The sequence below is a fragment of the Armatimonas sp. genome, assembly GCF_043757465.1.
In the GTDB taxonomy this organism is placed as follows: domain Bacteria; phylum Armatimonadota; class Armatimonadia; order Armatimonadales; family Armatimonadaceae; genus Armatimonas.
The window spans coordinates 15,904-29,074 of record NZ_JAYVPL010000166.1 but is presented as its reverse complement, the minus strand read 5'-3'; the positions used below and the strand labels follow the sequence as shown (position 1 = coordinate 29,074).

The window sequence follows — 13,171 nt, the reverse complement described above, 5'->3', positions numbered from 1 at the left end:
GTTGACTTATAGTTGTTTTCAAACTATAGTCCTTAAACATTGGCACCATTCTTGCAGGGGCTTGCTCTGGGGATTGACTTTAATCTGTTAAGGTCTCCTAGACTAATCTCCTAAAACAAGCGAGTGGGCATCATGAGACTTTATCTTTTTTCTTCTCGGTGGAAGACTATACTTATGGCTGGGGGGCTTCTTCTCACTGCGAGCGCTCACGCGCAGGATCCGCAGAGTGCGCTTCAAGAACGAGCCTTCGCCGATGTCTCAGGGCTGAGCCTGCCATACCGACTTTTTGTGCCGGAGAACTACGACCCTAACGAAAAATACCCCCTAGTGCTCTATCTCCACGGGAGCGGTGAGCGTGGGACGGATAACCGTCTGCCGCTAGACATTGGACAGTTTGCCCAGACGTTTTACTCCTCTGAGGTTCAGGCGGCCCATCCGAGCTTCTTTCTGGTGCCCCAGTGCCCCTGGGAAGTAGTAGGTGGCGACCCTCGTGGAGAGTTCTGGGTCAATAACTTTGAGACCTATCCTGATGAGACGCCCCATCCGGGCTGGTCTTGGACTTCGTACAGCACCGCCGACTATCCTGTCTCCACCAGCCTCCAGGCGGTGACAAATCTGATTCCCTCGCTCTTGAGTGAGTTCTCCATTGATCCCTCGCGCCTCTACGCCACAGGCTGGTCCATGGGCGGCGATGGTACCTGGGATCTTCTGGCGCGCAACCCAGGGGTCTTTGCGGCCGGGGCACCCGTGGCAGGAATGGGAGACCCAACCCAGGCTACCAACCTAGCCAAAATCCCTCTATGGGTGTTTCATGGGGGCCAGGATACGGCTATCTATCCGGATGTGGCTCAATCCATAGTCACTGCGATACAGGCAGAGGGTGGCAATATCCGCTACACGGAGTATGCCGATGGTGGGCACTACATCGTGGCGGAAGAGGGGCGTGTCTATCAGGAGCCTGGTTTTATGGACTGGCTCTTCGCGCAGCAGCTACCCTCCTCTGGTGGGCACGTGCCTAATTCTGGCCCCTCAGGAAGTGTCCCTGAGCCGGGAACTATGGCGCTACTAGCGGTCGGAGGGGCGGCGCTTGTTAGAAAGTCGTGCCGAAGAGCGACGCGCCCGTGAGATCAGCGTCGGTGAGGATGGCGTTCTCGAAGGCCGCTCCTTCAAGGTCGCTGTTGGTGAACTTCACGCGGGAGCAGTTTGCATTTTCCAGATGGGCGTTGGAAAGATTCGCGCGGGTAAAGTCCGCATCGGTGAGGTTTGCGCCCTCGAAGTGCGCATCGCGGAGCTTGGCATCCACGGCTTTGAGGCCCGTGAGGTCGCGCCCCTGAAGCTCCACACCGCGCAGATCCAACCCCGAAAAGTCGCGTGTCGCAAGCGCTCGCTCCAGAGTTTTGGGGTTGGTGTTTGCGGCGATGTAGCGCTCCTCGCGCCAGGGATCGGCATGGTTATGGTAGCCGATCTCGTCTTCCCAGTAGCCGAGGCGATCTTCTGTGAGTAGCTCGATGCGCTCCAGCCACTTGACCGACTTATAGAAGTAGCGCTTTGGTGTGATCACGCGCACGGGCCCACCATGAACCTCTTCCAGTGGTGCTCCATCGGCGGTGAACGCGATCAAACAACCCAATTCTAGCGCCTCGGTCAGTACCAGCGATGTGCTATGTTCCCGATCTGAGCGGGCGACAAACGAGACGAACTTTGCATCGGGAAGTGGGCCGCCGCAGAGGGCAAGCAAGTCGGCTAGCAGAATCCCGGTAAACGTCACGCCCAGCTTGCTCCAGCGCGTGACGCAGTGAATATCGTGGGTCTGCGTGAGCTGTGGCAGGTTCAGAAGCTCCTCCTGCCCAAACGTCCGCCGCTCGGCCACCAACCCGTGGACCGTCACGCTCCACGGCGACAAGTCCACCACCCGTGGTGCTTTCTCTCCGACCACGGGCCACTTCCCTGGCGCAGCGAGTTTTTGATGAGGAGGCAAGTGCATGGAGAGATTGTACCTGGGGACGATGCCGAGATTTTTATTGACCGGCATCCGCGTAGATTTCTAGCACACGCGTAAAGATGGCATCGGAGTTTAGCCAGGCTATGTAGCGCAGATACGACGCGCGCTTTTTATCCCAAAAATGGTTCTGACCACCGTCTTCGTGGAGCGTGAGCAGGTTCTCCCGAGCGGCGTGTGTGTCCTGCAAGAGAATGCAAAGACGCTCGGTCAGATCGTCTAATAAGCCTCCCACACCACAGATTCGGTCGGCGATGTCCCCCTGCACTTCTTCGACAAAGGAGGTAATCACGGCATCAAGGTACTTCTGGAAAGCTTCTCGGCGTGGTATAGGCCAGTCCTGCCAGCGATCCTGAATTGCTTTCTGATAGGTAAGCTCGATGTGCAAAATGCTCTGCTCATGGTGGGTGAGCTCGATTAGACGCGGAAAAAAGTAGGCAAAGTCGGCCTCGTCTACCGTATTGAAGACGCTAAACGCATAGCTGGATAGCTCGTCGTCGGTGAGAGTACGCAGAGGCTTAGTAAGCAGTGGCGTGGTGTCGAGCTGCTTGAGGGGGCTATGGTAAATCTCCGTGGGCCGAGGGGCACTGGCAAAGGCGGCATAGAGCGTCTCAATGGCAAGGGAAACGGCGACGGTCATCTCGCCAAAACTATACCGCCTTTGGGGCAGGCGCGGTATCATTGGATGCAATGAAGCAATACCATGTTGCCTTGGCGGGCGCGACGGGCGCGGTCGGGGCGGAGTTTTTGAAACTGTTGGAGCAGCGGGACTTTCCGCTCGCCTCGCTGAGCCTGCTGGCGTCGGCGCGCTCGGCGGGCAAGACGATTACGTTTAAGGGGAAAGAGCTTCCCGTTACCGAGCTCACTGAGGATTCTTTTACGGGCTGCGATATCGCGTTTTTCTCGGCGGGTGGCGGGCGCTCGAAACAGTACGCCCAAGCGGCAGTTAAAGCTGGAGCCGTGGTGATTGATAACTCCTCGGCGTTTCGGATGGATCCCGACGTGCCGCTGATCGTCCCCGAGGTCAACCCCGACGATGTACTAGCGCACAAGGGCATTATCGCCAACCCGAACTGCTCGACCATTATTCTCCTCATGGCGCTCGCGCCGCTCCATCGGCTCTGGCCGGTGAAGCGCGTGGTTGTCAGCACCTACCAAGCCGCGTCGGGCGCGGGGGCGGCGGCGATGCGTGAGCTGGAGGTACAGGCGGGCGAGCTGCTGGCTGGGAAGCCCCCGACAAAAGAAATCTTTCCACACCAGGTGGCGTTTAACCTATTTAGCCACAATACCGCGATCAACGAGACGGGCTACAACGAGGAGGAGCTGAAGATGGTTAATGAGACCCGCAAGATTCTCCACGAACCTAATCTCGCCGTCACCGCGACTTGTATCCGCGTCCCCGTGCTCCGGGCACACTCGGAGAGCGTCAATATTGAGTTTTTGGGTAAGCGCCCCACGGTAGACGAAGCCCGCGCGGCGCTGGCGGCGTTTCCGGGCGTGATTCTGGTAGACGATCGTGAGGGCAATAACTTCCCGATGCCTATAGATGCCACGGGCCGTGATGAGTGCTTGGTCGGGCGGATTCGTGAGGATCTGTCGCACCCTAAGGCGCTCGATCTCTTTGTGGCAGGCGACCAGATATTGAAAGGCGCGGCTCTCAACGGCTACCAAATCGCCGAGCTTTTGATCCAGCGAGGAGTTATTTAGATGCGTGGAATGCGGCCCCGGTGGGGGTATGTGGTGACGGCGATGGTGACACCTTTTCAGGTGCACGGTGCGATTGACTTTGTCGAGGCTGTGGCGCTGGCAAAGTGGCTCTTAGACAATGGCTCGGATGCGCTGGTGATCAATGGCACCACGGGCGAGTCGCCAACCACGAGCCGCGACGAAAAAGCAGCGCTGGTGAAGGCGGTTGTGGACGCGATAGGCTCCGATAGAGTGATCGCGGGTATCGGGGGGAATAATACGGCGGAGGTGATCGAGGCCGCGCACGATGCCAAAGCCGCCGGTGCCGGAGCGCTCTTGGCTGTGGTGCCCTACTACAACAAGCCGAGCCAGGAGGGGCTGTACCAGCACTTCAAGGCCGTTGCCAGCGCCACGGAGCTGCCCGTGATGCTCTACAATGTCCCTGGGCGCACGATCACCAACTTAGAACCCGCCACAGTGATTCGGCTCGCCACGGATTGCCCGACTATCGTGGCGATCAAAGAAGCGTCGGCGAATCTGCAGCAAGTGGGAGATATTCTGCTGAATACCCCGGAGAGCTTTGATGTCTACTCCGGCGATGATGGGACGGTTCTCTCGACGCTGGCACTGGGGGGGGCGGGCGTGGTGAGCGTGATCTCCCATGTGATTGGCCCGGAGCTTCAGGCGGTGCACCAGGCATGGTTTGCCGGCAATCAGGCTGAGGCGGCAGAACTCTTCCTCAAGACATTGCCCGTCGCGAAAGTGATGTTCTCGGTTCCCTCGCCCGCCCCGACCAAGTGCGCACTTCGGGCATTTGGCCTGAATGTCGGGAGAGTGCGCCTGCCACTCGTGGACTGTAATGAACACGAGACGGAGTCAATCCTGAGTGTCTTGCGGGAGCATGGGCTTTCCGTATGAGTCTGACGATTCACTCGCAGCTAATTGGGCAGCCACAGACCCGGACCGATAGCAAGGGCGAGTGGCGCACCGCGATCTATCGGATGGAGGTGAGCGGGCCGGTGACGCTGGGGCTACGTGGGCTTGAGGGCGATAAAGTGGCCGATACGAAGCACCATGGCTCGAAAGATCAGGCAGTCTGTGTGCATCCGCTGGCGCACTTTCACCACTGGAACAGCGTCTACGGCGTTGTGCTTGCGCCTGGAGCCGTCGGGGAGAACTGGACACTGACGGGCAGTGAGGCCGACGAAACTCTGGTCTGTATCGGGGATATTTATGCCATTGGGACGGCGCGGGTGCAGGTCTCACAGCCGCGCTTTCCGTGCAGCAAACAAGAGCGTAAGCTGGGGATCAAGGGCTTTCTCAAGTCAGTGATGGCGACGGGGAAGTCTGGCTGGTACTTGCGTGTTCTCACGCCTGGGGTTACTCAGGCAGGTGATCTGCTGACTCTGGAGAGCCGCCCGCAACAGGCAATGAGCGTGGACGATGCCAACCGAGGGCTGCTGGGTAAAGAGATCAATGTCGCTCTGATCGAGCGTCTGCTGGAGATACCGGAGCTGTCTGCCGTCTGGAAACGCGGCCTACGGCGACGATTGGGTAGTTTACAGGAGTAAGAAACGCATGACGACACGACGGCAACGGCGACGGATTAAGCTCTATGCTTGGGGAGCACTGTTATTTCTTTGCCTGGTGCTTGTACTGATTCCCGTTCAGAGTGGCATGGTGCGTAAGCTTCTTGTCGGGAGTGTCTTTGTCGCCTGGGCGGGTGGTTTATTTTTGTTCTGGAACTTGATTGTCGCGCGGGTTGTCTTTCTTCTCCCGCTTGCCGCTGCCGTCGGGCTGGCGCTGATGCCCTACCGAAATGCCGATGGGGTGCGGATGCAGACTACCTACACCACGGCGCTCAAGAGCTATGAGGGCGTCCCGTATATCTGGGGGGGCGAGAGCCGGTGGGGGATAGATTGCTCCGGCCTGATCCGTTGCGCCATGATAGACACGTGTTTCTCGGAGGGTTGGCGCACCAAAGACCTCGGGCTCCTGCGCTCTGGTGCCGCCCTCTGGTGGTACGACGCGTCGGCCAAGGAGATTGGGGAAGGCTACACGGGGCGCACCTACGTGACCAACGCCCGTACGACGCTCAATACGGCGGACTACACCAATCTCCACCCTGGCGACCTTGCCGTCACTGAGAGTGGGCAGCATATCTTAGCGTATCTGGGCGAGCAAACCTGGATCAACGCCGACCCCAAGGGCAAGTTTGCCGTCGTAAGCAAGACTGCCCCTGATGAAAAAGACGCCTGGTTCAGCACCCCTGTCAAGCTCGTTCGCTGGTATCGCCTTCAGTAAGCCAGTGTGCTTCGTCGGGCGTGAGTGTGAGCGATGCCGCCCCAAGAATCTCCCGAAGATGTGCCTCGTCGGTGGTGCCAAAGAGCGGGAGCGTCGGTAGGGGGAGGCTACGAAGCCAGGCCAACGCGATCTGTGTTGCTGTCGCGCCGTATTTTTCGGCCAATTGCTCTGCCCGCTCTTTTCTTGCCGCGTTCTCCGGCGTGTCGTAGAGCCGTGCGGGCTTTCCGGCAAAGTAGCCACCCGCCGTGGCGGAGTAGAACATCAGGGGCAGGCCAAAGGCAATTTCCGTTGGGGTGAGGTAGCGTGTGGTCGGGTCAGCGGTGATGGGCCACGAAGGAGTCGCAAGGCTGCCCTGAATCTGTGAGAGGGCAAAACCCTTCCTACCCTGTGCCGCAGCCACAGCATTGGCCTCCGCGATGCGCTCCACCGACCAATTGCTCACGCCAATCGCCCCGAGTCGGGCATCTTGCAGGGGCTCTAGAATCTCCACAACGGGCGTGATGCCATCGTCGCGGTGGAGGAGATAGATCGGAATGCGCTCCACTCCGAGGCGCTCGCAGCTTTCGGTGATATCTTGCTGGAGCACCTCGGGCGCGAGAAAGTGCGCAGGTCGCGGGTACTCGGTGCCAAACGCCGGGTGCCCGCCCTTGGTCACAATCACCGCCTTCTCTAAAACGCCGAGCTGCTTCAAGACGTGTCCTAGCTCCCGCTCGCTCGCCCCCACGCCACCGGGCTGCCAGCAGGCATAGACATGCGCCGTGTCAAAGACATTGCCGCCCGCCTCCAGATAGAGTGCGACATGACGGATTGCGGCATCACCCGTCAGCGCTGTACCCAGCGAGCCCGCACCGTAGCCCAGCGGAAATAAATGATCAAAGTTCATGGTCTTACCTTTTTGATGAACACTTCGACAGTAGCCCGATCAGGCAGTCCAGCGCGGTTGCCGTAGTGCTGGACGCGCAGCGCGACTGTTGCTTGGGCGAAGTTGGCAGCGGCATGTGGGGGCATTCCGGTGGCGTAGGCCCAGCAAAATGCGCCGTGGAAGACATCGCCCGCCCCGCAGGTGTCAACCACGTTTGGGATCGGGAAGGCGGGCAGAAAGACCGGCTCGGGCTGCTCGTGCGTGGCGAGCAGCACGCCTTTCTCTGCCAGCGTGACGCCTGCTACTTTGACACCTGCCGCAAGAAAACCGCGCACTTGCGCGGCGGGATCGCCCGTATGCTCTGGGAACGCCCCCGCGCCGCCGCCCTTGCTGGCAAGAAGGATGTCGCAGAGGGGGAAGAGCGCCTCACGGCCCGGGCGCATGGTTCCCAGATCAAACGAGACCTGGCCGCCTGCCGCTTTGACGAGCTGCGCGGCGTGGAGTGCGCCGCCCAGGTCGCGGCCATCGAGATGCAACAGGCTTGCCTGGCTGAGGAGGTCGTCGTGGGCGGGTGTGAAGGTCATGCAAGGCAGCTCCTCGGCGTAGTTTGCCAGAGTACGGGAGCCATCGTGCGCATCTAGGAGCACGAGAGAGCGGCTTGTCACGGTGCCCGACGCCCGCTGTAAGTCGGAGGAGACACCTTGTTCCTCCAGACTGCGTGCCAGATCATCTGCATCTCGGTCATCGCCGACCACGCCTAAGTGGACACAGGCCAGCCCGCCCAGCTTTGCCACGGTGGTGAGTGCCACGGGAACCGGCCCTCCCACTTGCTCGAAGTAGCGCGTTGCTCGCACTTTGGTGTCGGGCTTCCAGCGGGGAACGACGGCGACGAAGTCTTTATTGAGCAGCCCGAATCCAACAACCATGACTTTAGGGTACCCTTTTTAACGATGACCCTGCAGGATTTAATTGCCCGACAGCTTGCCCCGCTGCTGCCCCCCGCAGACCTGAGCTCCGGGCTTTTTAAGCCCGTGGGCTCAGTGCCCATTTTTCAGATCACGGTAGATCCGGCGAACCTGGATCTACTGGGAAAAGACCCACGCAAGGCCGTTCGAGCCCAGCTTCGCATTGGACAGCAGGAGTTTGCCGATGTCGGACTGCACCTCAAAGGTGCAGCGGGTTCCTGGCGCGACTGGAACGATAAGCCAGGCCTTACCCTGAATTTTGATAAGTTTGTGAAAGGCCAGCATCTCTTTGGGGTGGAGAAGATCCATCTCAATAATGGTGTCCAGGATGGCAGCTACTTGCACGAGCTACTCGCCAATGAGCTTGCGCTCGCCATGGGGGTTCCCGCGTGTCGGTGTGCGCACGCGCTGGTGGACCTCAATGGCCGCAAAGTGGGGCTCTCTGTCTTAAAAGAGGGCTTTGATAAGATTTGGCTGCGGCGCAACTTTCCCAGCCCTGAGGGGAATCTCTACGATGGGGGATTCTGCACGGATATTGACGGCGCGCTAAAGCTGGATACGGGGACAGACAATCAGAGGCGCGACTTGAAGGTTCTGGTGGAGGCGTGCAACCAGGGCTACGCCGCTGTGGAGCGGGTGGTGGATGTGGAGCGCTTTTGTGCCAATGCGGCGCTGCAAATTATTACCACGGACTGGGATGGCTACGTACGCAAGCCCAATAACTACCGAGTCTTTCTGCCGAGCAGGGGCAAGGCGGTTTTTGTTCCGCATGGGATGGATCAGCTCTGGGAGGCCAGCCAAACACACTTCACGCTGGCAAAGCTCCACGGGCACATTGACAGCCGCGCACCACGCACGCTCGATGCGCTGAAGGCGACCGGCCACCCAGAGTGGGTGGGTGGGTTTGAGAACGAGCTACGGGGGCTCAAGGAGCGGCTCGCCCGACGCGTGGCCTATGTGCGCAGTGAGCTGCCCAAGCTGAGCTAGTCTAGTTTAGGGAAGGCCGCAGATCCAGAAGCGTGAGCTCGACACTGACTTTTCCGTTCCACTCGTTGAGCTTGGGGCTGTAGACAATGTCCACGCGCTCGCCTGGCTGGACACGCTCGGTCCAGTCGCCGGACTTGAAGCGCACGGCCTTGGTGGGCCACGGCCGTCCCGGCAGCTTGATCTGGAAGATCGCGGTGTTGTTATCTTTGCCGACGCGCCTCGCCTCCGTGACAATACCACCACACGTCAGAAACACGGGGTCGGGGTTGTCGCGGCCAAAAGGAGCGAGTGCCTGGAGCGACTCCACTAGGCTCTGGGTGAGAAGGCGCGTGTCGGCAAGCTCGGCATCTATCTCCAGCGTAATGGGCTCGGGTTCGTCGCTGATGAGTCCCTCAGCCACCTCGTGGATGCGCTCGCGGAACGCCTCCAGGTTCGCGGCGGAGACATTGACCCCCGCACTGGCCGAGTGCCCGCCGTAGCGCCCAAGAAGATCGGCGCAGGCATGGAGTGCATCCAACAAGCTGAAGCTGCCGTAGGTTCGCCCGGAGCCGCCGTAGCTGTCGGTCTTTTCGTCGTAGCTCAGGATCAGGGTAGGGCGGCGTAGAGTCTCGGCGATCCGGCCCGCGACAATCCCTACCAGGCCCTTGCCCCAGCGCGGGCGCGCCAGCACGAGCACGCGCCGATCGTCCTGGGTCAGCGCCTCCGCCATGGCTTCCTGCACCACACGCTCCGTCTCGCTGCGGCGCAGGTCGTTGAGCGACTCGATCCGGGCGACAAGCTGCTCCGCTTCGTCGGGATCGCGGGTGATGAGCAAGCGGTACGCCAGATCGGCGTCCTCCATGCGCCCGGCGGCATTGAGGCGCGGCCCGAGCTGGAATCCAATATTCTCCGCGGTTAGCTCGCGGCCCTCCAGCCCGGCGCGTGCGAGCAGCGCCTTCACACCCGTCTTCTTGCCGGTCGCCAGCATCGCGAGGCCGTGCAGCACCAGAATCCGATTTTCACCCGCCAGCGTGCTTGCATCAGCAACCGTGCCCAGTGCCACTAAGTCCACGAAGTTACGCCGAAAGGCACTCTGGTGCGCAGGCATGAGCCGCGCCGTGAGGGCATCGAGAACCTTGAAGGCGACACCCGCGCCGCAGAGATCCCGAAAAAGCACCGTGGCATCATCGCGGTAAGGGTTTACCACGGCGACGGCATCCGGGAGTGTCTTGCCCGGGCGGTGGTGATCGGTGACAATCACATCAATGCCCAGGGAGTTGGCGTGGGCGACGGCTTCCAGGGCGCAGACACCGCAGTCCGCTGTCAGGATCAGCCCCGCCCCAAGCTCTTTTGCTTTGTCCGCGCCGTAGGGCTGGAAGTCGTAGCCGTCGGTGCGCCGTGGGACAAAGCCCACTACATTCGCCCCCAGGCTAGTAAGGGCTCGGAGACAGAGCGCCGCGCTCGTCACGCCGTCGGCATCGTAGTCACCGTGGACAAAGATCAGCTCACCGCTCTGAATCGCCTTTGTGAGCCTGTCTACCGCCTTTGCGACATCGGGGAGCGTGTACGGATCATGGAGATCCTCCAGGCGGGGCGAGAGATACTGCGTGGCCTGGTTCACTCCCGTGATTCCCCGATTGATCAGCAGCCGCGCCACCAGCGGCTCCACCCGAAGCGCCCCCGCAAGCTGTTGCACCAGGGTCTCGTCGGGAGCGGCCAGTCGCCAGTGGGCTTCGAGCAGGGTCGGCGCTGTCATCACTACGGCTTACGCTTGGGACGTGGTCCCTGTGCCCAAGTTCCGGTGCGCTCGGTGGCTTCAACAGGCGCTCCTCCGTCGGATGGGGGCGTCGGGGGGACGGGTTCGCTCTGGCTTTCTTTGCCTTCCTTGACCTCCGCTAGACCCTGACCCTTCTTGCCGAATCTACGCTGCCAGTCAAAGACCATCGGGGCTGCGTTGAAGATCGAGGAGTAGGTGCCCGAGAGGATCCCCACGAGCAGCGCGGCGTTCAGGGGCCGGATCACCGAGCCGCCAAAGATCAGGAGCGCGAGAAGTGTTAGCACCACAGTGCCGCTGGTGAAGAGCGAGCGCGCAAAAGTCTCGTTGATTGAATCGTCAATCAGATTACCCAGATCGGCTTTCTCGCCTCGGTGCTGCAAGTTCTCCCGGATTCGGTCAAAAATAATGATTGTGTCGTGAACCGAGAAGCCCACCACGGTGAGCGCCGCCGTTAAGAACAGCGAGTCAATCTTCCAGTTGAGAAACCACCCTAAGAAGCAAAAGACGCCCACCAGCACAGCGACATCGTGGAGCATTGCGATAATCGCGGCCACGCCGAACTTCAGGCCGTTCTTGAAGCCTCCAATGGCAAACCGAAACGTCAGATACAGAACGATAAAAAGCGATGAGAGGGTGATAGACGAGAAGGCGTTCTGGGTCAGCTCTTTAGAAATCGAGGCCCCGATGCGCTCAAAGCCCTGCTTGGTGATACTGGGGAACTTGGCCTTGAGTTTCTCGACCAGGGTCTCCGCCTCACGGACATCCATCTCTTTCTTGCCCGCTTCCGCAGGGAGCCGCAGCAAGACGGTATTATCACCCGCGATCTGTGCCGCCGCCTCCTTGAAGCCCGCCTCACTCACCGCACTCTCGATCTCAGCGCGGGTGACCGGCTGGGCGAACTTCAGAGTGAGCTCGGAGCCCCCGGTGAACTCGATACCCTGCTTGAAGCCGCCCATGAACGCAAAGGCGACACCGGGGACAATGATCGCAAGCGAGAGGATATACCAGCGGAAGCGGTGGCTGATGATCTTGAAGTGCGGTCGCCAGAGGTTGTTGACCCCCCAGGCTTCCAGATTGACGGTCTTGTTCTCGCCGACCAGCAGCAGAAGAAACGAGCGCGTGACCGTGATCGCGGTAAACATCGAGAGCGCGACACCGATCATCAGGGTGAGAGCGAAGCCACGGACACTGCCGTTGCCAAGCTGGTAGAGCAAGAAGCTCGTCACCGCCGTACACATGTTGGAGTCGAAGATCGCGGAGAAGGCCCGCTGGAAGCCGGTTGTGATCGCCACTTTGAGGCTCTTACCCGCCTTGAGCTCCTCTTTAGTGCGCTCAAAGATCAGGATATTGGCGTCCACCGCCATACCCACCGAGAGGATAAAGCCCGCGATCCCCGGGAGCGTGAAGGTCACCGGGATCAGCACGAAGATCGCGTAGGTGAAGAGGGTGTAGAGGAGCAGGGCACAGACCGCCACAAAGCCGGGCAGTCGGTAGATCCCGATCATGAAGACACCGATAAGAACCAGGGCGACCACACCAGCCGCGAGACCGCTCTTGACCGCATCTTTGCCAAGAGTCGCCTCTAAGCTCTGTTGTTGGACAATATTCAGGGTGACGGGCAGGGCGCCGCCGTTGAGATAGTCTGAGAGCTTCTTGGCGTCCTTGAGAGTGGGGAAGGGGGAGATCTGCGCCCGGCCATCGGTGATGGGGTCGTTGATCTTAGGGGCCATTAAGATACGGCCATCCAGATAGATCATCAGGATCTCATCGGTATGGGCCTTGGTAAAAGTGGCGAACTTCTCCTGACCTTTTTTGTTGAACTCCAGCTCCACAATAGCGTTGGTGCCGTTGCCAAAGCTGGCCCGGGCGCGGCCCGGGGCGAGGTCGGAGCCATCGAGCTCTCGGCGCGACGCCGCTAGAAAGGCATTGAACTGGCTTAGCTCATCGCCCAGTGCTGCCAGGGTCTTGAGGTCGCTCTCCTGGATCTTGACTGTCTGTAAGCCCGCAAATGCGCCCAGCGTGTTGAGTGGTGCAGTGAGAGCGACAGGCTTGGCACCGGCTCGCTCGCCCGCATCCACTAGCTCACGCAGCGCTCCAAGAATGTGGAACGGGTCACGGAAGGTCTTGTTTGCCGTTTTGTCTGTGATCTCATAGCTCTCGCGACTGCTGTCCGTGGACATCTCAAAGGCGTAGCGCCCGAGCTTGTTCTTCTCCGACGTGTACCAGTCCTGGCTGTAGTAGAACACAAGCTGCGCGGTCTTCTGGAGCTGGTCGAGGATGTCCTTCTCGTTCTTGACGGCGGGAATCTCGACGACAAACTGGGTGTCGCCCTTCGGCGTGATCACCGGCTCGGCGACTCCGTTGGAGTTGACCCGGTTGTCCAGTGTTCGTAGCACAGACGAGCGGGTTTCGTCGTTCCACTTCTGGCCCTTGGGCAGTGTGGAGAGATCCGCCTCCAGCACCACACGGGCACCACCCTGGATGTCGAGCCCCAGCCGTGGGGTGACCTTCTTTCCAAAGGCGCTGTTAGGAGCCACAAGCGGCGCAAAGGTGACAACTGCGGCCAGCAGGGCGAGGACGATGACGAGAAGAACTAATTGTCTGGGTTTCAA

The 13,171-nt window shown here is 60.1% G+C and carries 12 protein-coding genes; 6 read left to right on the top strand and 6 right to left on the bottom strand.

Annotated features, from left to right (window positions below; translation table 11 throughout):
• Positions 1-174: 174 nt before the first annotated feature.
• Positions 175-1,125, top strand: a complete 951-nt coding sequence (locus ACH2ED_RS23810; protein WP_395095247.1) for a dienelactone hydrolase family protein — start codon at positions 175-177, stop codon at positions 1,123-1,125.
• Here ACH2ED_RS23810 and ACH2ED_RS23805 read toward each other — a convergent pair.
• Both ACH2ED_RS23805 and ACH2ED_RS23800 read right to left on the bottom strand, forming a co-directional pair.
• Complete coding sequence (locus ACH2ED_RS23805) at positions 1,091-1,984, bottom strand: molybdopterin-dependent oxidoreductase (protein WP_395095246.1); 894 nt, start codon at positions 1,982-1,984, stop codon at positions 1,091-1,093. The two genes, ACH2ED_RS23810 and ACH2ED_RS23805, sit on opposite strands and share 35 nt — an antisense overlap.
• Positions 1,985-2,018: 34 nt before the next feature.
• Positions 2,019-2,639 (bottom strand): hypothetical protein, encoded by a 621-nt coding sequence (locus ACH2ED_RS23800; protein ID WP_395095245.1) that lies wholly within the window; start codon positions 2,637-2,639, stop codon positions 2,019-2,021.
• Positions 2,640-2,689: 50 nt separating this feature from the next.
• On the opposite strand from ACH2ED_RS23800, the gene ACH2ED_RS23795 reads away from it, so the two are divergent.
• The 4 genes from ACH2ED_RS23795 to ACH2ED_RS23780 are packed head-to-tail and all read left to right on the top strand — an operon-like array spanning position 2,690 to position 5,989.
• Positions 2,690-3,706 (top strand): aspartate-semialdehyde dehydrogenase, encoded by a 1,017-nt coding sequence (locus ACH2ED_RS23795; protein ID WP_395095244.1) that lies wholly within the window; start codon positions 2,690-2,692, stop codon positions 3,704-3,706.
• Positions 3,707-4,603, top strand: a complete 897-nt coding sequence (gene dapA, locus ACH2ED_RS23790) for a 4-hydroxy-tetrahydrodipicolinate synthase (protein WP_395095243.1) — start codon at positions 3,707-3,709, stop codon at positions 4,601-4,603.
• Positions 4,600-5,256 (top strand): MOSC domain-containing protein, encoded by a 657-nt coding sequence (locus ACH2ED_RS23785; RefSeq protein ID WP_395095242.1) that lies wholly within the window; start codon positions 4,600-4,602, stop codon positions 5,254-5,256. Before dapA ends, ACH2ED_RS23785 begins: the two co-directional genes overlap by 4 nt.
• 7 nt (positions 5,257-5,263) lie before the next feature.
• The gene (locus tag ACH2ED_RS23780) at positions 5,264-5,989 is read left to right on the top strand and encodes an NlpC/P60 family protein (RefSeq protein WP_395095241.1); all 726 of its coding nucleotides are present in this window, start codon (positions 5,264-5,266) and stop codon (positions 5,987-5,989) included.
• Here the strand turns inward: ACH2ED_RS23780 and ACH2ED_RS23775 are convergent.
• Together ACH2ED_RS23775 and ACH2ED_RS23770 are read right to left on the bottom strand one after the other, a co-directional pair.
• On the bottom strand, positions 5,958-6,872 hold the full coding sequence (locus ACH2ED_RS23775) for an aldo/keto reductase (protein ID WP_395095240.1): 915 nt from the start codon (positions 6,870-6,872) through the stop codon (positions 5,958-5,960). The genes ACH2ED_RS23780 and ACH2ED_RS23775 overlap by 32 nt on opposite strands.
• A complete protein-coding gene (locus ACH2ED_RS23770) occupies positions 6,869-7,777 on the bottom strand; it encodes a carbohydrate kinase family protein (RefSeq protein WP_395095239.1) in 909 nt (302 codons plus the stop codon). The genes ACH2ED_RS23775 and ACH2ED_RS23770 overlap by 4 nt, the downstream gene beginning before the upstream one ends.
• Positions 7,778-7,801: 24 nt before the next feature.
• Between ACH2ED_RS23770 and ACH2ED_RS23765 the strand changes: the two genes are divergently transcribed.
• On the top strand, positions 7,802-8,803 hold the full coding sequence (locus ACH2ED_RS23765) for a CotH kinase family protein (RefSeq protein ID WP_395095238.1): 1,002 nt from the start codon (positions 7,802-7,804) through the stop codon (positions 8,801-8,803).
• 1 nt (position 8,804) lies between these two features.
• Here the strand turns inward: ACH2ED_RS23765 and recJ are convergent, their stop codons facing one another.
• Both recJ and secD read right to left on the bottom strand, forming a co-directional pair.
• Entirely contained in the window at positions 8,805-10,538 is a 1,734-nt protein-coding gene (gene recJ, locus ACH2ED_RS23760) for a single-stranded-DNA-specific exonuclease RecJ (RefSeq protein WP_395095237.1), read from the bottom strand.
• A 2-nt stretch (positions 10,539-10,540) separates the two neighbouring features.
• The gene (secD, locus tag ACH2ED_RS23755; protein WP_395095236.1) at positions 10,541-13,171 is read right to left on the bottom strand and encodes a protein translocase subunit SecD; all 2,631 of its coding nucleotides are present in this window, start codon (positions 13,169-13,171) and stop codon (positions 10,541-10,543) included.

Excerpts from the sequence above, each read along its gene's own strand:
- ACH2ED_RS23800 (WP_395095245.1), bottom strand. The coding sequence starts at position 2,639 with ATGACCGTCGCCGTTTCCCTTGCCATTGAGACGCTCTATGCCGCCTTT.
- ACH2ED_RS23810 (WP_395095247.1), top strand. The coding sequence starts at position 175 with ATGGCTGGGGGGCTTCTTCTCACTGCGAGCGCTCACGCGCAGGATCCG.
- ACH2ED_RS23770 (WP_395095239.1), bottom strand. The coding sequence starts at position 7,777 with ATGGTTGTTGGATTCGGGCTGCTCAATAAAGACTTCGTCGCCGTCGTT.
- dapA (WP_395095243.1), top strand. The coding sequence starts at position 3,707 with ATGCGTGGAATGCGGCCCCGGTGGGGGTATGTGGTGACGGCGATGGTG.
- ACH2ED_RS23795 (WP_395095244.1), top strand. The coding sequence starts at position 2,690 with ATGAAGCAATACCATGTTGCCTTGGCGGGCGCGACGGGCGCGGTCGGG.
- recJ (WP_395095237.1), bottom strand. The coding sequence starts at position 10,538 with ATGACAGCGCCGACCCTGCTCGAAGCCCACTGGCGACTGGCCGCTCCC.
- ACH2ED_RS23780 (WP_395095241.1), top strand. The coding sequence starts at position 5,264 with ATGACGACACGACGGCAACGGCGACGGATTAAGCTCTATGCTTGGGGA.
- ACH2ED_RS23775 (WP_395095240.1), bottom strand. The coding sequence starts at position 6,872 with ATGAACTTTGATCATTTATTTCCGCTGGGCTACGGTGCGGGCTCGCTG.
- ACH2ED_RS23765 (WP_395095238.1), top strand. The coding sequence starts at position 7,802 with ATGACCCTGCAGGATTTAATTGCCCGACAGCTTGCCCCGCTGCTGCCC.
- ACH2ED_RS23805 (WP_395095246.1), bottom strand. The coding sequence starts at position 1,984 with ATGCACTTGCCTCCTCATCAAAAACTCGCTGCGCCAGGGAAGTGGCCC.
- ACH2ED_RS23785 (WP_395095242.1), top strand. The coding sequence starts at position 4,600 with ATGAGTCTGACGATTCACTCGCAGCTAATTGGGCAGCCACAGACCCGG.